The 25,389-nt window shown below is 39.6% G+C and carries 19 protein-coding genes; 9 read left to right on the top strand and 10 right to left on the bottom strand.

Annotated elements, in window-relative coordinates:
* Window positions 1–14: 14 nt before the first annotated feature.
* Genes R2Q84_RS04265 through R2Q84_RS04255 form a run of 3 tightly spaced genes read left to right on the top strand, consistent with a single transcriptional unit; the run spans window position 15 to window position 2,347 of the window.
* On the top strand, window positions 15–572 hold the full coding sequence (locus R2Q84_RS04265; protein WP_316815288.1) for a YeeE/YedE family protein: 558 nt from the start codon (window positions 15–17) through the stop codon (window positions 570–572).
* Window positions 573–576: 4 nt separating this feature from the next.
* Window positions 577–990: a DUF6691 family protein gene (locus tag R2Q84_RS04260; protein ID WP_316815287.1), complete on the top strand. Its 414-nt coding sequence runs from the start codon at window positions 577–579 to the stop codon at window positions 988–990.
* A 13-nt stretch (window positions 991–1,003) separates the two neighbouring features.
* Window positions 1,004–2,347, top strand: a complete 1,344-nt coding sequence (locus tag R2Q84_RS04255; RefSeq protein ID WP_316815286.1) for an MBL fold metallo-hydrolase — start codon at window positions 1,004–1,006, stop codon at window positions 2,345–2,347.
* On the opposite strand, the gene R2Q84_RS04250 is transcribed toward R2Q84_RS04255, so the two are convergent.
* Both R2Q84_RS04250 and R2Q84_RS04245 read right to left on the bottom strand, forming a co-directional pair.
* On the bottom strand, window positions 2,344–3,570 hold the full coding sequence (locus R2Q84_RS04250; RefSeq protein ID WP_316815285.1) for an ROK family transcriptional regulator: 1,227 nt from the start codon (window positions 3,568–3,570) through the stop codon (window positions 2,344–2,346). The genes R2Q84_RS04255 and R2Q84_RS04250 overlap by 4 nt on opposite strands.
* Before the next feature lie 115 nt (window positions 3,571–3,685).
* On the bottom strand, window positions 3,686–4,909 hold the full coding sequence (locus tag R2Q84_RS04245) for an ROK family transcriptional regulator (protein WP_316815284.1): 1,224 nt from the start codon (window positions 4,907–4,909) through the stop codon (window positions 3,686–3,688).
* A gap of 282 nt (window positions 4,910–5,191) precedes the next feature.
* On the opposite strand from R2Q84_RS04245, the gene R2Q84_RS04240 reads away from it, so the two are divergent.
* From R2Q84_RS04240 to R2Q84_RS04215, 6 genes are all read left to right on the top strand, one after another.
* Complete coding sequence (locus R2Q84_RS04240) at window positions 5,192–7,354, top strand: S46 family peptidase (protein ID WP_316815283.1); 2,163 nt, start codon at window positions 5,192–5,194, stop codon at window positions 7,352–7,354.
* A 354-nt stretch (window positions 7,355–7,708) separates the two neighbouring features.
* Window positions 7,709–8,581, top strand: a complete 873-nt coding sequence (locus R2Q84_RS04235) for a hypothetical protein (RefSeq protein WP_316815282.1) — start codon at window positions 7,709–7,711, stop codon at window positions 8,579–8,581.
* A 44-nt stretch (window positions 8,582–8,625) separates the two neighbouring features.
* Window positions 8,626–8,964, top strand: coding sequence for a hypothetical protein (locus tag R2Q84_RS04230; protein WP_316815281.1), 339 nt, complete (start codon window positions 8,626–8,628; stop codon window positions 8,962–8,964).
* A gap of 68 nt (window positions 8,965–9,032) precedes the next feature.
* The gene (locus tag R2Q84_RS04225; protein WP_316815280.1) at window positions 9,033–9,995 is read left to right on the top strand and encodes an SGNH/GDSL hydrolase family protein; all 963 of its coding nucleotides are present in this window, start codon (window positions 9,033–9,035) and stop codon (window positions 9,993–9,995) included.
* Between the two features lie 123 nt (window positions 9,996–10,118).
* Complete coding sequence (locus R2Q84_RS04220) at window positions 10,119–10,562, top strand: SRPBCC domain-containing protein (RefSeq protein WP_316815279.1); 444 nt, start codon at window positions 10,119–10,121, stop codon at window positions 10,560–10,562.
* Between the two features lie 151 nt (window positions 10,563–10,713).
* On the top strand, window positions 10,714–12,144 hold the full coding sequence (locus R2Q84_RS04215) for a Gfo/Idh/MocA family oxidoreductase (protein ID WP_316815278.1): 1,431 nt from the start codon (window positions 10,714–10,716) through the stop codon (window positions 12,142–12,144).
* Between the two features lie 194 nt (window positions 12,145–12,338).
* Here R2Q84_RS04215 and R2Q84_RS04210 read toward each other — a convergent pair whose 3' ends face one another.
* The 8 genes from R2Q84_RS04210 to R2Q84_RS04175 form a co-directional block, all read right to left on the bottom strand.
* The gene (locus tag R2Q84_RS04210) at window positions 12,339–13,604 is read right to left on the bottom strand and encodes a glycoside hydrolase family 71/99-like protein (RefSeq protein WP_316815277.1); all 1,266 of its coding nucleotides are present in this window, start codon (window positions 13,602–13,604) and stop codon (window positions 12,339–12,341) included.
* A gap of 26 nt (window positions 13,605–13,630) precedes the next feature.
* Window positions 13,631–14,662 carry a family 43 glycosylhydrolase gene (locus tag R2Q84_RS04205; RefSeq protein ID WP_316815276.1) on the bottom strand — a complete coding sequence of 344 codons (1,032 nt, stop codon included), beginning with the start codon at window positions 14,660–14,662 and terminating at the stop codon, window positions 13,631–13,633.
* A gap of 72 nt (window positions 14,663–14,734) precedes the next feature.
* Entirely contained in the window at window positions 14,735–16,387 is a 1,653-nt protein-coding gene (locus tag R2Q84_RS04200) for a hypothetical protein (protein WP_316815275.1), read from the bottom strand.
* A gap of 74 nt (window positions 16,388–16,461) precedes the next feature.
* Window positions 16,462–17,790: a glycoside hydrolase family 71/99-like protein gene (locus R2Q84_RS04195; RefSeq protein WP_316815274.1), complete on the bottom strand. Its 1,329-nt coding sequence runs from the start codon at window positions 17,788–17,790 to the stop codon at window positions 16,462–16,464.
* A gap of 123 nt (window positions 17,791–17,913) precedes the next feature.
* A complete protein-coding gene (locus R2Q84_RS04190; RefSeq protein ID WP_316815273.1) occupies window positions 17,914–18,627 on the bottom strand; it encodes a DUF3823 domain-containing protein in 714 nt (237 codons plus the stop codon).
* A 19-nt stretch (window positions 18,628–18,646) separates the two neighbouring features.
* Window positions 18,647–20,491, bottom strand: coding sequence for a RagB/SusD family nutrient uptake outer membrane protein (locus R2Q84_RS04185; RefSeq protein WP_316815272.1), 1,845 nt, complete (start codon window positions 20,489–20,491; stop codon window positions 18,647–18,649).
* 11 nt (window positions 20,492–20,502) lie between these two features.
* Entirely contained in the window at window positions 20,503–23,652 is a 3,150-nt protein-coding gene (locus R2Q84_RS04180; RefSeq protein WP_316815271.1) for a TonB-dependent receptor, read from the bottom strand.
* 301 nt (window positions 23,653–23,953) lie between these two features.
* Window positions 23,954–25,228, bottom strand: coding sequence for a glycoside hydrolase family 71/99-like protein (locus R2Q84_RS04175; RefSeq protein ID WP_316815270.1), 1,275 nt, complete (start codon window positions 25,226–25,228; stop codon window positions 23,954–23,956).
* Between the last annotated feature and the right edge of the window lie 161 nt (window positions 25,229–25,389).

The following is a 25,389-nucleotide window of genomic DNA, read 5'->3' as shown; positions in this document are numbered from 1 at the left end:
AAATAATAATAAATATGATAGAATTGATTAAACAACCCTGGCCGTGGTATTTTTCTGGTCTTATGATCGTACTGATCATGCTGATGCTCATCTTTTGGGGCAAGAGTTTTGGTTTCTCTTCTAATTTAAGGACTATCTGCACTATAGCGGGAGCAGGGAAAAGAAATAGCTTCTTTAATTTCGACTGGAAATCACAACGCTGGAATCTTCTTTTTCTGGTAGGTGCAGTTTTAGGAGGTTGGTTATCGGCAAATTTTCTGAGCAATCCTGCTGCACTTGATTTGTCGGCAGCCACGGTAACGGATCTTAAAGCCTTAGGATTTAGTTTCAAAGGAGGATTGAATCCTGATGAGTTGTTTTCTGTAGCAGCGCTTTCAGATCCCAAAGTATGGCTCTTATTGTTAGTTGGCGGTGGCCTGGTAGGCTTTGGTTCCAGGTATGCTGGTGGCTGTACATCGGGACATGCCATTTCTGGCTTGTCTAACCTGCAATTACCTTCGTTAGTAGCTGTTGTAGGTTTCTTTATTGGTGGTTTAATCATGACATGGGGAATTATGCCCTTAATTTTTTAAGAGAATGAAATCAGTAAAATATATTTTGGCCGGGATATTTTTCGGTATCGTGATGACAAAATCTGAAGCTGTATCCTGGTATCGTATACAGGAAATGTTTCGCTTCCAATCTTTTCATATGTATGGTATTATCGGTACAGCAGTAGTCCTTGGGACAATCAGTGTATGGTTAATTAAAAAGTGGAAATTAAAAGATACGGACGGAATGCCTGTTGTTTTTAAAGATAAGGAGCAGTCATATTCACGCCATATTATAGGAGGTATTATCTTCGGACTGGGTTGGGCTTTAACAGGCGCTTGTCCGGGGCCGATGTTTGTAAACCTGGGGTATGGATACCTGGTGATTGCAATCGTGATTGTCGGTGCATTGGGAGGAACCTATTTATACGGTGTATTAAAAAATAAGTTACCACATTAAAAAAAATAATGTTATGAAGATAGAGCAATTTCAGGATGAATACCTGGCGCATTATAGTTATGCAATATTGAGTGAGTGTGAACAGCAGGTTGTGCTGATTGATCCATCCAGAGATCCACAACCTTATTATGATTTTGCAAAGTTGCATGGTGCCGGGATTATCGGCGTGATTGAAACACATCCGCATGCAGATTTTGTAAGTAGTCATATGGAAATCCATAAAACTACCGGCGCAAAGATTTACTCGCATAGTTTAACTGGCGTCGATTATCCGCAAACAATTTTTGATGAAGGTGCAGAACTTAGCTTTGGCAAGATAAAACTAAAAAGTTTACACACTCCAGGGCACTCACCCGATAGTATTTCCATTGTATTGGAACATAAAGGAAAAGATGTGGCTGTTTTTACTGGCGACACCTTGTTTATTGGCGACTGTGGCAGGCCGGATTTAAGAGAGAATGCAGGTAATACCCATGCCAAAAGAGATGAGTTAGCGAGGCAAATGTACCATTCATTAAGAGACAAGTTAATGGTGCTTTCAGATGATGTGTTGGTGTATCCGGCACATGGTTCTGGTTCATTGTGTGGTAAGGCTTTAAGTAGCGCTGGTTCTGGTACAATCGGCAACGAAAAGATAGGAAACTGGTCGCTGCAAAAGATGACGGAAGATGAGTTTGTGAAAGAGTTAACCGCTAATCAGCCTTTTATCCCTGAATATTTCGGTTTTGATGTAAATTTGAACCGTAAGGGAGCGGAGAGTTTTGGAGAACAGTTGGCTAAAGTTAAAATTTTGGATCAGGTTAATCCAAAAGAGTTGGATGCTAATCTTGTCGTAATTGATGCAAGGGGCGCTCAGGTATTTAAAAAAGGACATTTACCAAATGCATTTAACCTGATGCAGGGTAAGAAGTTCGAAACCTGGCTGGGTAGTATCATTAAACCTGGAGAACATTTTTATCTTACAGCTCCTGATATGGGGACTTTGAATAATCTGATTAGACGTACAGCTAGTATCGGTTATGAATCTTTTATCGAAGCTGCATTTATTTCGGTATTGGGTGAGGAGACGATGGCTGAGATGCCTTTGGCTGAATTTAAAAGGAACCCGGCTTTGTTTACCATAGTAGATGTCAGAAATGAAGATGAAGTGAATGCAAATCCAATATTTAAAGATGCAATTCATATTCCATTAGCATCTTTAAGAGCACATATAGATCAAGTGCCAGTTGATAAACCAATAGTGGTGCATTGCGCTGGTGGATACAGAAGTGCTGCAGGAAGTAGTATTCTGGCAAGTGCTGTAGGTCGTAAAGCACTTGTTTACGACCTGGGTGAAGCAATAAATGATTTTAACTAGCTAAGCGAGAATAAGCGGTTACGAACCAGCAGGCATGCGCCAATAAGCCCTGCACGTTCACCTAATTCAGACATCTTTAAAACAGTATCCTGGTTAACCAGGCTTAATGAGTATTTATTGATCGCGCTTTTTATAGGAAGCCTGATGTATTCTTCGGTTGCAGCAAGGCTTCCTCCTAATATAACCAATTCAGGGTTAAAGAGGTTGATAAGCAAAGCAATTCCACGTCCAAGGTTTTCACCGATTTTGGCAATCAGCTCAATAGCCAATACATCGTCGTGGTTGGCAGCGTCAATAATATCCTCCATTTTTAAATCATCTGGATTGATGTCGTTTTGCGTCAAAATAGAAGAAGAACCTTCTTTTAGGCGTTCCTTAAACATACGTGTTAATGCCCAGCCGGAAGCTTCTGTTTCCAGACAGCCTTTTTTACCGCAATGACAAATGATTTCATTGTTAAACAATGGGATGTGCCCAAACTCTCCTGAATAACCTGATTTTCCGTAATACAGTTGTCCGTTAATTAATATACCTAGTCCAATGCCATGGTCAAGGTTAAGGAACAATACGTTTTTTTCGCAGGTAACTACACCAGCCGAAAACTCTCCGTAGGCCATTGATTTTGAGTCGTTTTCCAGAAATATACGTATGCCTATTTTCGCTTCGAGGATTTTAGTTAATGGTTCTTCATTGAAATAAAAGAAGCTGTAGCTATAACCAGTGGTGTAGTTAATGCGTCCTGATAAATTGATACCGATACCCAGTATCTTTTCTTTCGGTGTACTCAGTTCAGCAATGAAGTCATTAATCAGGGTACATAAGGCCTCGAGCGATTCTTTGTTATTGTCTAATTTATAGGGAAGTTTCTCCGAGACTGTAAGCAAGTTCTTTTGCAGATCAGATAAACCGATATTAATGTGGTTTTGTTTAATATCAACACCTATAAAAAAAGCAGAGTCGGGAACAAGTCCGTATAAATTAGGTTTACGCCCACCTGTAGAATCTATTTTTCCGTAATCCTTAATTAGCCCGTCGTTTATTAAGTCTCCAAGTAACGCAGTAACTTTAGGAGCACTTAAGTTTAATTCCTTACAAAGGTCTGCTATGGTTGCATTGCCTACATGAGCGAAATAGCTAAGTACGTCTTTTTTTAGGCTAACATTTTTATATGCAACACCAGTAATGTTTTCACTGTTTATTTCTTCAAAAAAAGTCTTCGCCATCTTATTATTTTATAAGTTTATGCTTTCGTTTTGGTTCTTAGTAGTAAGATTGTCGCAAATTAAAGTTAATTTATTTATAATCAAGGGAAACTTTTGATCGGATGAGAATTTTTTATTATGCCGAATGTGCCAACAGTTTGTTTCTGATGAGCAGGCAACTACCTATTACACCGGCTTCTTCCCCTAGTTTGGAAAGTTTTATCTTGGTGTCGTTGTTCATCATACTTAAAGAGTACTTATTTAGTGCGCTCTTAATGGGTAACTGGATCAATTCACCTGTTTCGGCAAGTACGCCGCCTAGTACAACCAACTCCGGATTAAATATGTTGATTAATGTAGCAATGCCCCGTCCAAGCGTTTCGCCCATTTTGGCTAGAAGCTCAATGGAAAGCACATCGTCGTTGTTTGCTGCATGGATGATATCCGCCACCTGAAGTTTTGCTAATTTATCGTTTTCAATTGTCGTTGAATAGCCGGCTGCCACACTGGCTTTAAACATTCTGATTAATCCTTGTCCGGATGCAACTGTTTCCAGGCATCCTTTTTTTCCGCATTGACAAATGATTTCATTGTCAAGTAGGGGAATGTGCCCCAGCTCTCCGGAAAACCCAGATTTCCCGTAGTAGAGTTTTTTGTTGAGTACAATACCCATCCCAATACCATAATCCAGATTTAGGAATAAAACATCTTCCTCTTCTTCTTCCATCACTACACCGGCACTAAACTCCCCGTAGGCCATCGCTCTGGAGTCGTTTTCAATAATCGTTTTTATGCCAAGTTCCTTTTCGATGATAACAGTTACCGGGACTTCATAAAAGTTGAAAAAACTATTGCTGTGACCAGTAGCATGGTTAATGCGGCCAGGGAGATTAATTCCCATCCCTAATATTTTCTGCTGTGGTATCGAAGTGTCGTGGATAAATTCTTTGATAAGTTTGCAAAGTTCATCGAAGGCCTCTTTATCATTGCTGAGCTGATAAGGAATACGTTTAGTTACTTTTATGGTTGTTTTTTGAAGATCAATTAAGCCTATATTGATGTAACTATGTTTTACATCGACACCAAGGAAGAAACCTGAATCAGGAATTAACCCATATACATTTGGTTTGCGCCCTCCGGTAGAATCTACTTTTCCAAAGTCTTTTACTATACCTTCTTTAATTAATGTGGAAATTAATGTAGTTACCTTAGGTATACTGAGGTTCATTTCCTTGCAGAGGTCTGCAATGGTTGCACTACTTTTATTTGCTAAGTAGCTTATTATTATTTTTTTGACGCTCATGTTTTTGTAAGCCATTCCGCTTAGCTGATCATTTTGCTCTTCAAAAGTTGTTTTCATTAAATAGTTATGTTATTTGTTTGCGTGGTTCTGGTTTAGATTTTATTTTTATTTATAAACATAGTGAAAATTTAACATTAGGTGGTGAGTTGTGTATTTTATTTGAAAAAATGATGAATAAGTTCAGCTTCTGAGCTCTTTTTTTTGATTTGTTATTAAAATAATTTAAAATACTGTTTAAGCAATGTGGCTGTGTATTATGGTTGTTATGGTTGCGCTGCGCTACCTTTTAGCACGGTTATTTTTTTACCTTTGCATCAACACTAACTAATATATTATCATATGAAAAAAACAGTTTATTTGCTGTTGTGCGTAATGTTATTGTCTTTTGCCAATACGGTAAAGGCAGATGAAGGGATGTGGATCCCGATGTTGATAGGTAAAAACTATGAACAAATGAAAAAACAAGGATTCAAGCTGACCGCTAAAGATCTTTATAATGCAAATGGTTCAAGTTTAAAAGATGCAATCGTTCACTTTGGCGGCTTTTGTACTGGTGAAATTGTATCAGACAAAGGATTGATCTTTACCAATCACCACTGTGGTTATGATGCTATCGCTTCAAACTCTACTGCGCAGGACAACATCTTAGATAATGGGTTTTATGCAAAGAATTATGGTGAAGAGAAACCGATCTCAGGTTTGTTCGTCCGTTTTCTACAAAGAATGGAAGACGTAACTGCCCAGGTTAACGAGGCTACAAAAGGCTTAAGTGGAGCTGAGAAAGATGCAAAAATGACTGAGGTGTTTAATGCCATTGCTAAAGCTGCATCTTCAGGACCAACTATTGAAGCTAATGTCAAAGACTTTTATAAATCAAACCAGTTTATTTTGTTTGTTTATGAGCGTTTTGATGACATTCGTCTGGTAGGTACGCCACCGCAAAATATCGGTAAATTTGGTGGTGATACAGACAACTGGGAATGGCCACGTCAGACTGGTGATTTCTCTGTCTTCCGTGTGTATTCATCAACAGGTAACCTGCCTGCAAAGTACAATGTTCAAAATGTACCTTATAAACCAAAGAAATTTCTTCCGGTTTCTATCAAAGGAGTTAAAAATGGTGATTTTGCAATGATCTATGGTTATCCGGGGCGTACAGACAGATATCTGACTTCTTATGGTGTAGATTTGGCTACAGAAAAGGTAAGTCCGACTATCGTTAAACTTCGTGATATCCGTTTAAAAGCATGGAAAGCCGAAATGGATAAAGATGTGAGCTTACGTTTGAAACTCTCTTCGAAATATGCGCAGATCGCAAACTACTGGAAGTATTTTATCGGACAAACGGAGCAGTTGAAACGTTTAAAGGTGTCTGACGCTAAAAGAACAGAAGAAAAAGCTTTTACCGAATGGGCTGCACAGAAAACTGAATTTGCAGGTATAATGGAGCAGTATGATCAGATTTATGCGGCTATTGATCCTATTTCTGTACAGCGTACATATATAAACGAAGGTTTTAATGCTTCGCAATGGGCTGCAAATGCATCTGGTATGGGGAAAGCATTAATTGCTATGACTAAGAAAAAGGATGATGCTGCCTATGTTAAACAGGTTCAGGAAAACCTGAATAATGCTATTTCAGCTTACCAGGAGACTTATAATGAAACTGCTGACAAAAAGATCTTCGCTAAAATTCTGAGTGCTTTCTATACTGATGTTCCTGTGAAATCACAACCTAAGTTTTTCGCTGAAATCGCGGAGAAATATTGGACGGGGAATCCGGAAACTACGTTTGAGAAGTATGCCAGTTACCTTTGGGAAAATAGTAATTTCATCAAGCCTGAAAAGTTAAAAGCATTTATTGCCAGTAATCCTACTGCTGATGCTGTTACCAGTGACCCAGGTTATCAGTATGCTTTAAATATTATTCCTGCCGAATATGTTAAAGCTAACTTTGGTTCTCTGGTGGCTGATTTCGAAAAGAAAAAGGCAGAACTTGATCATTTATATTTAAAAGCAGTTCTTGAAAAGAATGCCGGTAAAATGATGTATCCTGATGCGAATTCAACGATGAGACTTTCTTACGGGAATGTACAGGATTATTCACCTAAGGACGGTATTGTGTATAAAACTACAACTACCATTGACGGCGTAATGCAAAAGTATATTCCAGGTGACAGTGAGTTTGATTTACCAGCTAACCTGATCGAGAATTATAATAAAAAGAACTTCGGTCAGTACGGTAATGATGGTACCTTAACTGTAGGGTTTATTACAAATAATGATATTACAGGTGGTAACTCTGGTTCCCCGGTAATTAATGGTAAGGGTGAGTTGATCGGTCTTGCTTTTGATGGTAACTGGGAAGCAATGAGTGGCGATATCGCTTTTGATAAGAAGTTTAAACGCACTATTAATGTGGATATTCGCTACGTATTGTGGTGTATTGATGTGTTAGGTGGTGCGAAGAATATTATTGATGAATTAAACATAAAAAAATAACCGTTCTCTTCAGAGTCTGGCATCTTTTGCTGAAAAAGCAAAAGCGCCTGAGGACTCTTCTGAGAAGGTAATTTTTTCTTCAAACAGGGTGGCCAGGCAAGATTGTCTGGCCACTTTTTTTGTTCCTTCCTTCTTTCTTTCTTTTGTTGCTATAGATGTAGTGCATTTGACTTTATTTTCTGTGTGTAATTATACATAGAAAATAAAATCCTGTATGGTCTTTTGAGTTATGCTGTTTTCCATATTTTGTATCGGAAAAGTTCCGTAAAGCAGTGAATAACGTTGATTTTACTGAAATTGTGGATGGTAGCTATTGTTCACGATAGATTTGTATAGATACTTTTCAAAGCAATTATGCCGGAAAATGCTGGTAGTCGTTTACAAGGAAGTAAGTACGATAAAATACTTCGGGAAAATATGCAGGTTGTTTTACCTGGCATTATGGAAAAGGTATTTAAGCTGGATGTTGTAAAAAGTAAAGAACTTAAAGATAAAATACAGATTACCCGGCAAAAAGAAGTGGATGCATTGTGTATGGTAACAGACGCTAATGGGGGCTCTTACATCCTCCAGGTTGAATTTGAATCTGGCAATAGGCCGAAAATGAATTTCAGAATGGCTGAATATCGGGCAATGTTACATCAGATGTATGATGAACCTGTAAAACAGTATGTGATGTACATGGGGAAAGAGGCATTGAATACGCCATGTAAGATTGATTTGCCGGGATTTAAATACGAGTATGAATTGATATCCTTTTTTGAATTGCCGTACGAGCTGTTCTTATCGTCAGACGAACCCGGGGAACAAGTACTTGCTGTACTGGCAAATTTTGGAGATAAAGATCCTTTTGAAGTATTACAGGAAGTACTAAGAAAAATAGGTAAAGATACTCCTGAAGGAGTAAACAAATATTATGAGCAATTGCGCATAATTGTTCAGTTACGTAAATTAGACAAACAATTAGAAAAAGCTATGGAGGCTGTAAGTACATTTTGGAGAAAAGAACGTGATGTTTTATTTAAATGGGGAAAAAGAGAAGGAATAGAACAAGGAATAGAAAAAGGAATAGAGAAAGGAATAGAGAAAGGGAAGGAAGAGGGCGTTCATGAAGGACAGCTTAAAAAAGCCTTAGAGATAGCAAAAGAGATGCTTGTTGAAGGTGAGCCTTTGGAGAGAATTGCTAAATACACAAAGTTGTCTATTGAAGAAATTGAAACATTGTAGTTTCGTTATAGATATAAAAACGGGCGACCGTGTCAGAAAAATGTATGAAAGAGATTAATTTCAATCCTGTTGATTTTGAGCCTGTAAGGCAGATTGCACTTCAGTTTCCAGACTCCTCTGATAGCTTGTCGCACTATGATACCCCGTCTGTTAAGATCAGGAAAAATTTGCTGGCAAGGTTACATGAAAATGGTGAATTCTTTGCAATACGAACAGATTTCGAAAGCCGGAATAATTTCCTGGAACAATATCCGGAAATGTGCTTTATTACACCGCATTATATCGATTATCCGTACATCTGTATGTACGTAAAAGGCTATAGTTTGGAAGTTTTGAGAATGGTTCTTGAAACCGGATATCAGGCGATCACGAAGAAAAAGTAGGAAGGATACACCAAAATCGCTGAATAAATAGCCAATTCTAAATCATACTAAAGTCTTAATTTAGGATCATGAAACTAGATAAGTCAATCGTTAGGTATTTTAAAATTTATGGACTTGTATTGCTTGGTTTGTTGTGTATTACGGTAGTTTCAAAGGCACAGCCTTTTTCTTCTGATACCAAAAAGGTTCTGTTTTTAGGAAATAGTATTACTTATGGTGGACAGTACATAGTTGATATAGAAGCTTACTGTACCATGAATTATCCAGGTCAACAAATAGAATTTATTAATATGGGGCTGCCTAGTGAAACGGTTTCGGGCTTGTCGGAGCCAGGCCATGCGGATGGGAAGTTTCCAAGGCCGGACTTGCATGAACGTTTGGATAGGGTAATGAATGTTGTTAAACCTGATCTTGTGTTTGCTTGTTATGGAATGAATGATGGAATATATATGCCTTTTGACCAGGAACGTTTTGAAAAGTATAAGGCTGGTATAAATTGGTTGCATGATAAGTATGTGAAAGCAGGAATAAGAATTATCCATGTAACCCCGCCAGTTTTTGATGAATTGAGAGCAGGAAAGAAAGGCTATGCGGGGGTGCTGGACCGATACTCGGACTGGCTGATTGCTCAACGCAAATTAGGATGGGAGGTTGCTGATCTCCATTATCCAATGAAGAAGTATCTTGAAGCACATCGAAAGGTTGATAGGGCTATGGGGATTGATGGTTTTGAGTTAGCCAGTGATGGGGTGCATCCGGGAGCCGCCGGTCATTGGATCATGGCGAAAGCACTACTGCTTTATATGGGGGAGAAAAAGGTTGCTGGAGCACCTGGTGTACTCGCTGCAGTTAATCATCCAAAAAAAGGTGAATTGTTTAAACTGATTGCACAGAAACAAGCGGTGATGAAGGATGCCTGGTTGTCGGCCGCTGGACATTTGCGCCCTATGAATGCAGGATTACCTTTGGACGAAGCTAAAGAGAAAGCTGTAGCAATAGATAAACAAATCAAGGTCTTGTTAGTGCAATAACCTATTTATATTTTGTGATTTTTTGACGCATTCAGCCCTTAATAATGTCGTGTACCACCATCTTTTAAATTTTATTTGATGCTTAAATTTGATCGTATTAGTAAATCCTAAAAAGATAAAATTATGAAAAAGCTGGAATTTAATATTAAGATTGATGCTACTCCTGAAAAAGTTTGGAGTATTATTATTGGTAAGGATACCTATCCGGAATGGACTGCTGTTTTTTGTGAGGGATCAGCTGTAGAAACAGATTGGAAAAAAGGTAGTAAAGCGTTGTTCCTGGATGGTAAAGGCTCAGGAATGGTTGCAGAAATAGAAGAAAATATCCCAAATGAATTTTTGTCGATAAAACATCTCGGTGAAATAAACAATGGAGTAGAGGATACAATAAGCGAAAAGGTTAAGGAGTGGGCGGGAGCGCATGAAAATTATACACTACAGGCTATTGATGGTCAGACGCTTTGGAAAACAGAAATTGACGTCACACCGGATTTTATTGATTATATGAATGATACCTGGCCAAAAGCCCAGGAAAAAGTAAAAGAAATGGCGGAAAATGGATATTGATGTTTGGAAATAAATCATTTTTTATTTTAGTAAACACGTTGTTCGGAAATCCACTTTTCTATATTGAGAATTAAAATAAAGCGCTATTTTAGGCAATAGATTGCCGAATATGATAGCTACTACCAAATATAAACGTGTTACAATTATCTAAATGAAGACAAACGAATATTCAAGACGACACTTTTTAAAACAAACTGCAATGTTGTCGGCCCTGGCTGCGATTACCCCGGGGGTACTTATGGGGATGCACAAAGGAGATGTAAAACTTGCAGGACCTAATGAACGGGTAAATCTGGCTTGTATAGGAATCGGTAACAGGGGTGCCGAAATTATCCGCGACTTATATAAAACCGGTCTCGTTAATATAGTTGCTTTGTGTGATGTTGATATGGGTGCAGCACATACAGCAGGTATTTTAAAGGAATTTCCGAATGTGCCACGTTTTCAGGATTTCAGGAAGATGTTTGATAAAATGAGCAATCAGATTGATGCTGTGACGGTTGGCGTACCAGATTTTTCTCACTTCCCGATCACTATGATGGCTATGGGCCTGGGAAAACATGTGTATGTGGAGAAGCCAATGGCCCGTACTTTTAATGAGGTTGAGTTGATGATGAAAGCCGCCAGAAAGCATAGCAAGGTGGTTACGCAAATGGGTAATCAAGGACATTCGGAAGCCAATTATTTTCAGTTTAAAGCCTGGAAGGAAGCTGGTATTATTAAAGATGTAACCTCAATAACAGCCCATATGAATTCGCCCAGACGTTGGCATGGTTGGAATACCAATATAACGTCATTTCCAGCAGCCGAGAGTTTACCTGATAGTCTGGACTGGGATATCTGGCAAATGGCAACAACCGGACATAACTATAATAAGGATTTCGTGAATGGTCAATGGCGTTGCTGGTTCGATTTTGGTATGGGGGCGCTTGGAGATTGGGGGGCACATATCCTGGATACTGCACATGAATTTCTTGATTTAGGTTTACCGTATCAGATCAATCCTGTTTTGAAAGGACATAACGATTTCTTTTTCCCAACTTCCTCAACTTTATCATTTAAGTTTCCAAAGAGAGGGAAGATGCCTGCTCTGGACGTTAACTGGTACGACGGTGTCGATAATTTGCCACCAATTCCAAAAGGTTATGGTGTTTCTGGGTTAGATCCCAATATCCCACCACCAAGTACAGGGAAAATTGAGCCGGCAAAATTAAATCCTGGGAAGATCATTTACAGTAAGGAGCTGACTTTTAAAGGGGGATCGCATGGTAGTACATTGTCGATTATACCTGAGGAAAAAGCTAAAGCAATGGCCGCTTCTTTACCGGAAGTACCAGTTAGTCCGTCAAACCACTTTAAGAATTTCCTTCAGGCCTGTAAAGGTGAAGAAAAAACACGGTCCCCATTTGCTATAGCCGGACCACTTAGTCAGGTGTTTTGTCTGGGGGTACTCGCGCAGAAATTAAATACAAACCTTGAATTTGATCGGAAAAAGAAGGTTATTACGAACAATAAAATTGCCAATGCCTTGCTTGTTGGGCCTCCACCTCGAAAAGGTTGGGAACAATATTATAAAGTATAAGAATCAGGAATTAAAATGCCTGTGTAGCCTATAAGGGGGTAAAGGGCTTCGACAATATTTAGGGTGCAGGTGCACAGTTTGGTAGTTTTGAACTTAATTTAAGACTGAATCTGAGTAAATAAAGTAAAGAAGGCATTATTCATACTACTGAATAATGCCTGATTGTGTGTGTTTGAGATGTGTTAAATAGATTTTTATAAAATTGGTTTTGTTGGACGAATTGGAGTTAGTCCAATCTCACCTCTGAACATCTTTGCTCCATCACCCGAAAGCCGTAAGTAATAATCAGAAGAACAGGGGGTGCCATCTTCATCAAGTGTTACAAACGAAGATCCCGTAGGAATAAAAGCTGAGTTTTCCGCAGTTTTGGCAATCTGATTTCCTTCATTGTACTCATCAAACATAGAGATATAAAGTCCTTGTACACCCAGGCTCTTCATATTGTAAAACTGTCTCCACATAAAGTCGCCATGAAGCCGCTGATGCTTCTGTAAATCGCCAGGTAGTACACAGGGTTGATAATCGATTCCATTGGCTTTACAATAAGCCATATCGGGCATATTAATGGTTCTGAATTTTTCGTCAATTTCACTGATGGTTCCAATTCTTCCAATCATCCATGGTGATATCATATCGAGCTCTTTGTAGGCGCTGATAAAGTTTGATCTGGAATCACTGGTTTGCGTCCGCCAGTTTGTAGGTACGCCACCGATGACATAACAGCCTTTGCTTCTAAACCATTTGATCACATCTATACATGCCGCAGCAGTAAACTGGTGGTTATTATCATTAAATCCGAAACCCCATATACAGATTACAGGTTTGCCATTTTGTTTAGCATAAGCGGGAGAAGAAGTGTAGACCGCCATTTTCGTGGTCCAGTCTGTCTTTATTTCCGATTGCATATTTGTCCAGCCACTGATGTCGTACATGATGTAAAACTTTCGTCCATGCAATTCCGCTGCGGTTTTCACTTTGGCGGTTATGGCATCTCTAACAGGGCCTTCAATTCCATTTGGATTGAATCGTTGAAGTGCGGCAACATCAAGCCCGTTTTCTTTCATCCATAAGAACTGTGTGTTTACCGTCTGGTCATTATACGAAGAGAATAGTTTTGCCGGTTGTCCATTGCCCAGGTTTGAGAATGAAGTAGCATAGGTATCGGTATAATCACGTACATCAGGCCATGACTTTATTCCTGAGTTGTTAGTCCCGGGAGATTTTGCCCAGTCCTGTGTCCAATGCCACCATGCGTTAATCGGAGAACCATCTCCGTTTGCTGCAAACCAGCCTTGATACCCAACGGTTACTTTCCCTACTACATCGCCTGGGGGAGAGGGAGTACGGTCAATCGGGTCCACCGGGGGATCAACAGGCACCTCGCCAGACTTCTTTTTTGAACAGCTACTCATCAATGCAATCAGCGTGATTAGTATTAACGTGCTTAATTTTTTGTTCATGGTGTTCACTGTTTTAATAATTTTCATTATTTAGTCCCCAGTCCGGTTGGGATAACTTTTTGAATAGTGCCATCCGGATTATAGTATAATTTATCTACAGCTACAGATCTCAACCAGTCATTAAACTCTCCGTTTTTTTGCGAGAGCTCACTGTTATGGTAGAAAGCATACCACTGGCCTTTGTAAGACACAATGGATCCATGGTTGGTATAGCTATTGGTGGGATCCATATAGATGCCACGATATTTCCATGGGCCTAAAGGACTGTTACTGGTTGCGTAACGCATCCTATTGTCGCCTTTTACACCGTCTTTCGAATTGTCGTCATGATTGTCTGAATACGACAGGTAATATATTCCATCTTTCTTATGCACCCAGGCTGCCTCATGAAAATCTTCCAGGCCTTCCATTTTTTTCATGGTTCCGTCTATTTCCATCATATTGGTCTTTAGCTTTCCTGCCATGCAGGTACCTCCTCCGCCATGGTAGAAATAAGCCTGACCATCGTCATCAATGAAAACATGCGGATCTATTAAAGGCTCAAGGTTTGGTATATATCCTTGTACTTTAAAATCTTTTGCCGGGTATTTACTGGTTGCTACCCCAATTTTCCAGGTTTTATTCCAGTCGTCCCCACTTGGATGAGGGAAATACAAGTAATAGGTGCCGTTTTTGTATACGCAGTCTGGTGCCCACATAAAACCACCGTCTTTTCTTCCCCATGATACATTACTTGCCCTTAATATCTCCCCATGATCTGTCCAGTTTTTCATGTCGTTGGTTGAAAAAACATGGTATTGATCCATCAGGTCGCAGCCCTTTGGCGGAGCGATGTCATGTGAACTGTAAATGTATAAACGGCCGTCTTGCCAGACTCTGGCCGAAGGATCTGCAGTATACATATGACGGATGATCGGATTTTCTGCTAATGCGCTTACTACAGCAACTTCCTTTTTTGAAGAACAGCTATTTAAGCCAGCACTAATTACCATTAGTGCTGAAAGAGCCAGTGTAGAATACGACCGTTCTTTTTTAACCGTCTTACTTAATTTGTACATATTAGTTAGATTTGAATTTATGGTTTTTAAAGGCAGAGAAAAGACTTATCCCTGCCTTTATGTATACGATGATTATGGCTTTATAACAAATTTAAGGTCATCTATACCCGTCATGAGATCTTCATGGGTTTTGTCTTTTGTGAAGAAGAAAATGCGGAAGTGGTTTATAGCTTTATAGTCAGCTCCGCCATCTGCAGTTTTATTGGATTTATCGAAGTCGAGTGTAATCTGGTTCCATCCGTTAACTAGCTGTGGTAATAAAGGAGCTACATCCCAGGCAGATTCTTTTTCGTCAGACTTCCCTGAACTTGTAATTTCAATTGAGCCATCCGCTTTAAGTGCAGAAACATCAGAAATATACCACCAGAATTTAAACTGGCCATTGGATTCTGTAAAAGTTGAATTTATTGGTGCAGGAGCATTTTTGATAAACTGCATAAAATCTTCACCCTTTTTTATGGTGTTTTTTAAAAAACCTGTGCCTTGTTTAGCTCTGGGACTGCTGATTTCTATAACAGGTTCGCCTACTGTTTCCCAGCCATCTTTTACATCTGCATTATCAAACATCACGTCATCTGGCGGAGGGATAGCACCAAATTTAATGTCATCAATACCTATGTTTATACCATCTTCCCCGGTTTCCAAATACATACGGAAGAAATTTATGGCATTTAAGTCGGGGGCACCATCATCTGATACTGCCGCATCTCTTAGATTTAGTTTTACCAGATTCCAAGCATTCGGTTTTAAACCAGTTATTTTTGAAGGATCCCAATTGTATTCTTTTTTGTCTGGTTCTCCTGAACTGGTAATTTCAATTTGTCCGCCCAGAGGTACAACTTTATCTAAATACAGCCAAAATGAAAGTTGTCCGGTTAGCTTTGTTACATTGGTTCTTATAGCTGGTGTAAGTGCTTTTTTAAGCTTCATATGCAGATATCCACCTGTTGGATGTGTTTTTCCAAAGAGTGCACCTGCGCCTTCTTTTTTATTTACTGCATCTAATTTTCCTGATCCGCCAGATATTTCCCATAGTTCTTCGTCAAAAACATCACAATTTAAAAAGGGAACAAAATTGCTTGGTGTTGATGAAGCTGCGGAAAAACCTATCGCATCCAAAGCCATTGTAAACGTTGCCGCAGGACTTGCTGCTGCAGTGGTATTCATGTAGATACGGAAGAAGTTTATTTTACTTAGATCTGCACCACCACCGGATTCTCCGGCATCGGCTAGTTTGAGCTTTACCAAATTCCATCCGGTTTGTAAAGGGTTTAATGCGCTTGTAGGCCAGTTGAACTCCTGCTGATCTGGAACACCAGAACTGGTTACTTCAATTTGTCCGTCACTTAATTTTACCTTACCGGCATCTTCTACAAATAACCAGAATATTAGCTGTCCGGTTTCTTTCGTGAGTTTCGTATCTATTGGCTGTGCCAGCGCTTTTTGCATGCGCAAGGCATCGCCACCACCAATCGTTGCTTTTATAGAGTTTTCTCCTTCTTTTTTGCTTGAAGGATCTAGTGAAGCTCCGCCTGCGGCATCCCAGCCAGTTGCATTTTCGCAATTATCGAATACCACAAGTGTGGGATCTACAGGCTCTGGTATTACTGGCTCAGGTACAATACCACTTGTATCCCTGGAGCTATACTCTGCTTTTTTACAACTGGCAAATGTAAGTGCCAGTGTAAAAATGAAGCATGCTATCATTATTTTTATTAGTTTCATTTCTTTTAGGTTTAAAATTGTTGATTTGTTCTATTATTAAACTCTATTAAATCTTTGCTAAATTTTATGGTTGTTTAAGGGGTTCTTACTGGTTTCTGGTAGTTGTAGCCTGGCTGTCCGTGAATCCATTTGGCGGCCTGACCTGTTAGCCATAGATAATAATCAGAAGGTAAATCGTTTTCAATGCCCATAAATCTTAAATCTGCGTTTAATGGCGTTTCTGATTCTCTTGCACATTTAAAAATTGCAGTTCCCTCATCAATCTCATCGAACATGGCGACATACAGCGATTTTGCACCAAATTGTACTGCCCCGGCTACCTGTGTCCATAAAAAGTCTCCTTTTCTTCTTGGTATGGAATTGTAAAGTGTAGGGTCCTTGTGCATATTGCCCCAGCTAAACCCTGGAAATATCAACGGAATATAGTCTACTTTGTTGGTTTTACACCACTGCATATCCTGTCTAAGGTTGTTTGGATTGTAGTTATCCATACCATATCTGCCCACCGCCCAGGGCATAATGATATCAGCTTTCTTTATCAGCTGGTGCAATGCAGGGCTATTTTCTGTATCTGAACCAAAAGACCTCCAGTAATAAGGAACACCCAGCATGATCGATACCTTTTTTTCGGCCGACTTTAACTTATCAACAAGCGTATTTACGTTTGCAATGGTGTAATTCCTTTTGTCATTAAATCCAACTCCCCAAATGGTCATCAGTGGTTTTTTATTGTGCCACAAATAAGTAGGGTTTTCTACTTTATCATATAGTTTAAAAGTAGTGACTAATTCATTCCAATCCTGTTCCAGGTAGGCAACATCGGCACTGGAGCATCCGCTCAGGTCGTACATTACACTAATGGCCCTGCCATACTTTTTTGCTGCTTTTAAAGCATTGGTAAGTACTTTGTTAAAATGCCTTTTTCCAGATGGATTGGAAGATTTTATTTCTCCAACAAAGCGTTGCATATGTACACCATCTATGCCATAATCTTTCATCCATTTAAAATGAAGATCTACACTCTCTTCGTCGTACGGACTATACAAATAGGCGTCAGATCCGTTGGCAAATTTGAAAGGTGATTTATATGTTTTGGTGTATTCTGTCATATCAGGCCAGAAATCAACATTGGTAATTCCAGGTGCGAACGTGTTGTTCGGGCCCTGATAATGGTACCAGCCCCGGTTAGATCCATCCCCCTGGGCAGCAAACCAGCCCTGATATCCCGCCATTACCAATCCTGTATAAGAAGGGTATAGTAATCCTGAGGTATCATAGCCTGTTTCTTTCTCGTCTACTACAGGATCAACTGGAGGGGTTACGGGTTTTTCAGTCTTCTTGGAACAGGCGATGACTGAACCCATTATCATCAGGAAAAGGAACAGGGATTTTATTTTTTTCATGGTTATTTCTTTAAAGGATCTATCTAGCTTATGTTCATCAGGGATCTTAATACCAATTTTATTTTTTGCAGGGAAACCAAAGTCTCCCTGCTTGGCTTAATCCTCAACGATGTCGTGGTTAAATCAGGGAACTTTTACTTCTACAATTTGTGACAAATTGGAGCTTTTAAAGCTGTCGTTTAAACGCACACCAACCCTTACATAGAATGTTCTTCCGGCAGCGAGTTCCGGAATAGTAAATTCTATAGATTTATTGGCGGGAGTCATGTTTATCCACTCTTTGTTAATCACCATCTTTTGGGCATCGGAATAGTCAAAAATAGACGCTCCCGGTCCAACCATTTTGGTTGTATTTACGTAAGGTTGTGCTTCAATGATTGTTGGCAAGCCAGCTCCAATAGGTGCGTCTATATCAAAATTTAACTTCAGGGTTTTTCCTTCCAGCGCATAGGTGAAATTGTTGATTACCAGGTAGGGGGTAAGTTCAAAGTCATGCTTGCTGGCAGAACCTATATTTACTTGTGCAGTATCTAATACCGGCCAGAATGCACCTCCAACCGGAATCACCTTGTACTTTCCTGCAAATAGTTTGGAATCCTTAAAGGTGCCGTCCATTTTACTGGGTATTTCCTGTGGGGCAGGCGTCGCACTCCAGCTCACCTGGAACAACCTTACCTGTATGTTTCCGGTAGCAGTCTGGAAGTTCTGTCCCGTAACGGCGTCAATTAGCCGGCCTTCAAAAGATGCGTTAGGCCCGTCGTAATTATCTATTTTTGTACATGCAGCACTTGCCAGTAAACCTACTCCTAACAAGATTCTGCTCATCATCTTCTTCATAATTGTAAAATTTATCTTATTAATAATTAGGATTATTTGGATATAGATTTGGATTTTTGCCCAGCTCGCCTCCAGGAATTGGTTCATAATAAAATTTCTTTTCGAAATTGTAATTGCGGTCAAAGGTTTCACGCTCGGCCAGGAAAATATATTTATTCTCACTAATCACGTAGTAAGGCATTAGGCCTTTGAATTTTGCATTGTTTAACAATACATCGGCAATTCTCCATCTTTTTAAATCCCAGTAATAGTGATTTTCAAATGCAAGTTCTTTGCACCTTTCGTTGCGCACTTCGTTTATAGTCGCATCAGCTAAGGATAGCTGCGCACCACCAGCTCTTTCTCTTAACAGGTTCAAACAAGTAAGTGCATCATCTGGCTTGTTTAATTCGGCAGCCGCTTCAGCTCTGTTTAACAGTACTTCAGCATAACGGAATTCTATCCAGGCTTGTTCACTTTGAAATAGGCCTGTGACTGATTGTGCTTTATTATAGTCGATGTATTTCCTTACAAAAAAACCTGTACGAGTGGCATTGTCAGGAGCGCCTGGACGTTTCATTCCTGCTTCACCAATAATTCTTCTACCATTATGTAGAGTATTGGGATCAGAAGTTGTAATGCTGGCCCTTGAGTCAAGAGGTTTTGCAACTTCCTGGGTAACCGTTCCGGTAAACATATTTTCATAAAGGCCTCTTTGTGTGTCAAAAGTTTTACCTCTTAATGTAGCTCCAGGGAAATAAACTGTAGCAAGTAAGCGTGGTTCAAGATTACTGTTGTTCATTAAATCGGCAAGGTTATTAAATTTGATAGGATGATCTGTTCCATCAAGTACTGGTAGTTTGCCCCAGCGTTCTACAAATTCAAGGGTAGGATAGGCCCTTGATTCTGGTCCAACGGTCATGAATCCCGGAGAGAAAGTCGCATCCCAGCTATGTGCTGTTCTTGTAGTTATAGAGTAGTCCCTTACCAGGATATTTTCAGAACTAGCTGGATCAAGAAATAAATCAGTGTAGTTCTTTACTTTATCATCCGGATATTTATTGTACAATTTATACGCTGTACCTTCAAATAATTTTGCAGCATCCCATGCTTTTTGAAAGAAAGAACTTGCTTTATCGGCAGGAATGCCCACCAAACCGGCGGTTTTTGCTTCTCCGTCCACAAAATTTACAGATCCATATCTTGCAATAGAACCTGCATACAACATAGCCCTTGTTTTTAATGCCAGTGCTACATATTTATTTGCTCTTCCTCTCGGACTTGAAGCTGCCATCATTTCATAGGCCTTGTCCAGATCTTCACCTATGAATGTCCATACCTCCTCTTCTTTATTACGACGAACTTGTAGTTCTTCTATACTTTGCTGCGGATAGTTTTGTACTGTGGAAATAATAGGTACGCCACCATAACGTTTAGCTAAAGAAAAATAGAAGAATGCCCTACAGAAATGAGCTTCACCAAGTAATTCGGTACTACGAACTCCAGTAAAGTTACCGGCATACTTAGCGATGTTTTCTATCACATAATTTACAGCTCTGATGTCATCATATGGCCAGTAGCCAAAACCTCCACCAATATCCATTCCACCGAAAGGCCCTACCATTTCGCCAACTGTTGCTCCCGCATGAAAGAAATTCTGCCATTCGTGGTGTAGGTTCATTCCAGCCCTGTCTTCTCCTCCTGGTCTATATCTAAAGTCTTCAATTGGTAGTTTGCGGTAAATATTAGCCATGTATACATCCATACCTGGCTCTCCTCCAAATATTACCTCTTCTCCTGCAACATTTGTTGGTTTTATATCTAGCTTCTGACAGGAAACAAATATCCCTGCTAATACAGCTATTGTTAATATATATCTTTTCATCTTTGATAATTTTAAAAGGAAATACTGGCGCCAAGGTTAAATGTTCTGTTTAAGGGATATTTATAACCACCTAAACCATGCTCGAAACCAGCATCAGGGATTTTTCCAGGATGTTCAGGATCGCTGTCTTTAAGTTTGGTAATGGTTAAGAGGTTGTAAGCATTTGCATAAACCCTCATTCTTTTAATACCCACTTTTGCCAGTGTGAGTGCCGGAATAGAATAACCTAATTCTAAAGTCTTTAATCTTAGGTAGCTGGCATCTTGTACAGCCTTGGTTCCTTCTGCAATTGGTGAGCCCATTGCCGGATAGTTGCCCGGAACCCATTGGGTATTAGGATCAAATACATTGTCGCCTGGATTGACGGTATGCCAGCTATCAAGAAACTTGGTTAAAGCACTTCTTCCATACATTAATGGTTCCGCGTATTGTTCATCATATTGTACATAAAAGCTCGTTGCCCCGGCAAACAATGCATTCAGGTCAAAGTTTTTATAGCTTAAACCGAGGTTGATACCGTAATTAACCAATGGGATGTCTTTAGTAGCAATTGGCTGATCATCTTTCTCGTTAATCACACCATCCTCATTCCAGTCCTGGTAGTAATAATCTCCGGGAATAGCATTGTTATTTCCTCCTCCGGTATTTATAGGGTGGTTAAAAATCTGGTTGTAATTGCTAAATTGTCCGGCATAGGTTTTGCCCCACCATATACTTGTGTAGCGATTGGTCCTTGACGATTTCCAGTTGCTGTACTCGTTACCAGCCCGTCCCTGTATAACATCCCTATCCATGGTTCGCGTGGTAGAAAAGTTGCCACCAATATTATAACCAAACTGACCTATTTTGTCTCTGTAATTTAATATGATCTCGACACCTTCGGTTCTATTGCTGTTCAAGTTTTCCTGAGGTAAACCCACACCAACAGTTCCTGGTAATTGAACATCTCTAAATGCCAACAAACCTTTCATATCCCTTCTGAATATGTCAAGGGCCCCATCCACTTTTCCTTTAAATAAATTGAAATCCAGACCGAGGTTTTTGGAATCAGCGGTAAACCAGGTAAGATCGGGGTTAGTAAGCGGACGGGCAGCTGCACCATTGTAAAACTTGCCGCCGAAAAAATATCCCCATACACTGTTGTCGTTAGGGTTAAGTGTTGGATAGTTGAATCCTGAAATGTATTGGAAAGCTGTGGCATTATCATCACCTGTCCTGCCATAGGATGCCCTGATCTTTAAATTGCTAATGATATCCGGTGAAACTAGTTTTTTGAAGAAATTTTCTTCACTAATGCGCCATCCTATAGAGCCGGCGGGAAAGAATCCCCATTGCTCTGCTCCAGGTTTAAACTTGTTAGAACCATCTCTGCGGAAACTAAATTCTACCAGATACTTACCTTTGTAATCGTAATTTAACCTTCCTATATAACTTCTTGTTGCCTCCTCACGTAATCCATTCACATTCATTGACCCAAGTTGCTGGAAGTCTTCACCGCCAAATAAATAATCTATGGGAATGGTCACATTTCTTTGTGCATAAAAATTATCAGACTTGAAATGACTTTCTTCTAATAATAGCAAAGCTGATACGTTATGTGCATTATAAAAAGTTTTAGCGTAGTTTAAAGAGATCTGACTAAGTGAGGAAACACTGTTTGCATAAGAACGATTAATGTAAGCAGGCGAACCCACTAAAGTAGGAGCATAGGTGTCTTTTTCTGCATTATAGGTATATAAGCTATATGCCCTTTTATGGTCTGTGTTGTCATCAGCATTATATCCGTAGTTGTACATTCCTTTTGCTTTTAACCCTTCAATACCTGGTATGTCATATTCTAAGGTTAATTGTCCCTGGAAGTTCTTTTGTGTACGTTTTTTGTAACCTACCTGATCGGCATCTGTAATAGCAACAGGGTTGGCATCATCTGGCATTTTATTAAGATATAACGGGTTATTGTTTGCATAGATCTGATTAATGGGAACCTGGCTCCATGCATATTTGAAAATGGTCCAAAGATCCTGGAACGGTTGTTTTTTTTGATCTATATGCCCTGAAGTTAATATTTGGGCCCTGATTCGTTTAGTAATATTTACATTAACATTTGAACGGAAATTATAACGGTCATAATCCAGGTCGCCACTTTTGAAAAGACCGTCCTGTTTCATGTAGCCCAGGTTAAAGAAATAATTTGCTTTCTCTGTACCACCATCTACGTTCATGTTATGTTGGATTTGGGGAGAAGTGGTATTAAATGCTGCACCTATCCAGTCTGCGGATGGGTATTTACCTTCCAGCCAGGGCTGTATATCTCCATAAGAATAGGTAGATTCCTGGTTATTGGGGAAGTTACTGGCAAATGACCTTTTATTTTTTTCATTCGTTAACAACATGAAATCAACAGCACCTACGCCTTCTGGCATTCCTAAAAATTGTTGCCATCCCTGGTTAACGGAATAGTTGATGTCGAATTTTCCGTCTTTTTTACCTTTTTTAGTAGTAATTAAAACAACCCCGTTTGCCGCTCTCACACCGTAAATTGCTGCTGCGGCATCTTTTAATACGGAGATGTTGTCTATTTCGTTTGGGTCCATCCTTGAAAAATCGCCACCACCTCTTGGTACACCATCAATAACAATTAAAGGGCTACCAAATCCTCTGATGTCAAATGCGTTTTCGTAACCGCCTGGTTCACTCGTTTTTTGTAGTATACGTACACCGGGAACTTTTCCGGTTAACATGTTAACCACGTTTTCATTTTTCGTTACCGTAATTTGTTCAGCGTTTAAGGTTGCAATTGAACCTGTTACAGTCGCTTTTTTCTGCGTACCATAGCCTACTACAATCAGCTCATTCAGTGTATTGTTATTTTCCTGTAGTGTGATCGCAAAGTTTCTTTTGTCGTTTACCTGTAGCTCCTGCGAAAGATAGCCTACAAAAGAGACCTGGATGAAGGCGTCAGCAGAGGGGACACTAAGCGAAAAATTTCCCTTGCTGTCGGTAAAGGTACCTTTGTTACTGCCCTTTACTTTGACACTTACGCCGGGGAGGCCAATGTTGCTGACATCAGTTATTTTCCCGGAGATATTGACAGGCTGCTGAGCCAGCAAGATGAGGGGAAAAAGAAAAAATAATGTAAATAAGTATTTAATTTTTTTCATACTGTTTAGTTTATACGGTTTGTTTTTAGTTGATTTTGTACCTGAATAGGTATGGAGTTTGCGCTGCCCTTAATCGTCATGGCGAATTAGACTGGTGGTTATTCATAATTTATATTCGGTTGATTGGGTAGCCGGTCCCCTGGTTCGGTAAACAGATGACCAGCTTATAATTTGTTAGCAATTAAATGAGTTAGTGACTAATAAAAGATTAATAAAACATTACTAAAAGGCTGTTAAACATGTTTTTTTATTGATTTTTGTTATTTTATTTATTTTAATCGGTTAAACTGATTTGTTTAAATTATTTCCGTTCCGGTAGTTTAACCGAAAGTGGTTTCTCATTCCGCAGAATTTTCGCTGCTTCCCCTGTCAGCCACAGATAATGATCTGAAGGCTTTCCATCCATATCAATAAAAGCCACTGTATTTCCCGGTGGAGGGTTGTTACTTCCCTTAAATATTGCAGTGCCTTCATTAACTTCATCAAACATCGCGACATAGAGCATACTTGCTCCGGCATTAAGGGTAGTTACAATTTGCTGCCAGAAGAAACGTCCGCCTTGTCGCGGAATAGAACCTACAGGTTTTACATCATCAGGAAATTCCTGTTTACTCAGATTGTGCCAGCTAAAGCCCGGGTAAACACAAGGCACGTAATCTACCTTATTTGCTTTACACCATTTCATATCCTCTATGGTATTGTCACGAAGGCGTTCCATATCATTATGTAGTAACCCCGTATAACGTTGAACCGTCCATGGTAAAAGCAGGTCACCTTTTTTGATCAGCTCATGTAAATAAGAATCATTAATACAGTCGGCATTTAAACTACGCCAGGCGGTAGGTACACCCAGCATAACCGAGCAATTACCATAAACAGGATCGTACTTAAGGAAATCGATCAAACGTTCCAGGCCGATGTTGCGAATGTTATAGGGCCTGTCCGGAAAGCCAACTCCCCAAATGGTCACAACAGGTTTCCCGTTGTGATGAAGATATGTTTTTTTACCGGTCTGATTGGTGATCTTCAATTCATCCACCATACGTTTCCAGTCTTCAATAATAACAGAGCAGTCTTCTCCTGAAGCTTTCAGGCCCGACAGATCATACATCAATGCAATTGCCCGGTTGTATTTTGAGGCGGCCTCGAATGCATTTTTAAGAATGTTGACCGATGCCTGGTCTTTATCTTTAACATTACTAAAGAAACGTTGCATAAAAACTCCGTCAACATCATATTCCTGCATCCATTTAAAATGGAGGTCAACGGTGCTCTTATCATGGGAGCTGAAAAATTTTGCGGTCTCACCGTTCTTTAGTTTAAAGGGAGTGTTATAAGTTACCTCATATTCACTGACGTCGGGCCACATATCTATATTGCTTACCTGCTCATTACCGTAAGCGAATCTTTTGCTTCCCGTTCCATCCCCCTCGGCCCTGAACCATCCCTGGTACCCGGCCATTACTAATCCGTTATAAGACGGGTAATTTGTTTGCTTACTGTGTTTGGATTGTGCCTGTACATTAAAGAAGAAAAAACAAGACGCAATAAAAATGATGATTCTGTTTGAACGCATATGTAAATATTTGGTTAGTTGTTTGGTATTAAAATATTGGCTTTGCCGGTATAAAGTATAAACTTATTGTTTGACGATTAATAATCAATTAATTTTGAATTAACGGCCCAATTAATTTGAGTTATTCGGTTAAATTTTAATAAAAGGTCAATTAAATGCGT

The sequence above is a fragment of the Pedobacter nyackensis genome, from assembly GCF_032678475.1.
Classification (GTDB): domain Bacteria; phylum Bacteroidota; class Bacteroidia; order Sphingobacteriales; family Sphingobacteriaceae; genus Pedobacter; species Pedobacter nyackensis_A.
Note: the sequence above shows the minus strand (reverse complement) of the source record. Positions and strands in the feature narration are given on the sequence as shown.

Coding starts and splice junctions, on each gene's coding strand:
- R2Q84_RS04265 (WP_316815288.1), top strand. CDS start 15: ATGATAGAATTGATTAAACAACCCTGGCCGTGGTATTTTTCTGGTCTT.
- R2Q84_RS04260 (WP_316815287.1), top strand. CDS start 577: ATGAAATCAGTAAAATATATTTTGGCCGGGATATTTTTCGGTATCGTG.
- R2Q84_RS04255 (WP_316815286.1), top strand. CDS start 1,004: ATGAAGATAGAGCAATTTCAGGATGAATACCTGGCGCATTATAGTTAT.
- R2Q84_RS04250 (WP_316815285.1), bottom strand. CDS start 3,570: ATGGCGAAGACTTTTTTTGAAGAAATAAACAGTGAAAACATTACTGGT.
- R2Q84_RS04245 (WP_316815284.1), bottom strand. CDS start 4,909: ATGAAAACAACTTTTGAAGAGCAAAATGATCAGCTAAGCGGAATGGCT.
- R2Q84_RS04240 (WP_316815283.1), top strand. CDS start 5,192: ATGAAAAAAACAGTTTATTTGCTGTTGTGCGTAATGTTATTGTCTTTT.
- R2Q84_RS04235 (WP_316815282.1), top strand. CDS start 7,709: ATGCCGGAAAATGCTGGTAGTCGTTTACAAGGAAGTAAGTACGATAAA.
- R2Q84_RS04230 (WP_316815281.1), top strand. CDS start 8,626: ATGAAAGAGATTAATTTCAATCCTGTTGATTTTGAGCCTGTAAGGCAG.
- R2Q84_RS04225 (WP_316815280.1), top strand. CDS start 9,033: ATGAAACTAGATAAGTCAATCGTTAGGTATTTTAAAATTTATGGACTT.
- R2Q84_RS04220 (WP_316815279.1), top strand. CDS start 10,119: ATGAAAAAGCTGGAATTTAATATTAAGATTGATGCTACTCCTGAAAAA.
- R2Q84_RS04215 (WP_316815278.1), top strand. CDS start 10,714: ATGAAGACAAACGAATATTCAAGACGACACTTTTTAAAACAAACTGCA.
- R2Q84_RS04210 (WP_316815277.1), bottom strand. CDS start 13,604: ATGAACAAAAAATTAAGCACGTTAATACTAATCACGCTGATTGCATTG.
- R2Q84_RS04205 (WP_316815276.1), bottom strand. CDS start 14,662: ATGTACAAATTAAGTAAGACGGTTAAAAAAGAACGGTCGTATTCTACA.
- R2Q84_RS04200 (WP_316815275.1), bottom strand. CDS start 16,387: ATGAAACTAATAAAAATAATGATAGCATGCTTCATTTTTACACTGGCA.
- R2Q84_RS04195 (WP_316815274.1), bottom strand. CDS start 17,790: ATGAAAAAAATAAAATCCCTGTTCCTTTTCCTGATGATAATGGGTTCA.
- R2Q84_RS04190 (WP_316815273.1), bottom strand. CDS start 18,627: ATGAAGAAGATGATGAGCAGAATCTTGTTAGGAGTAGGTTTACTGGCA.
- R2Q84_RS04185 (WP_316815272.1), bottom strand. CDS start 20,491: ATGAAAAGATATATATTAACAATAGCTGTATTAGCAGGGATATTTGTT.
- R2Q84_RS04180 (WP_316815271.1), bottom strand. CDS start 23,652: ATGAAAAAAATTAAATACTTATTTACATTATTTTTTCTTTTTCCCCTC.
- R2Q84_RS04175 (WP_316815270.1), bottom strand. CDS start 25,228: ATGCGTTCAAACAGAATCATCATTTTTATTGCGTCTTGTTTTTTCTTC.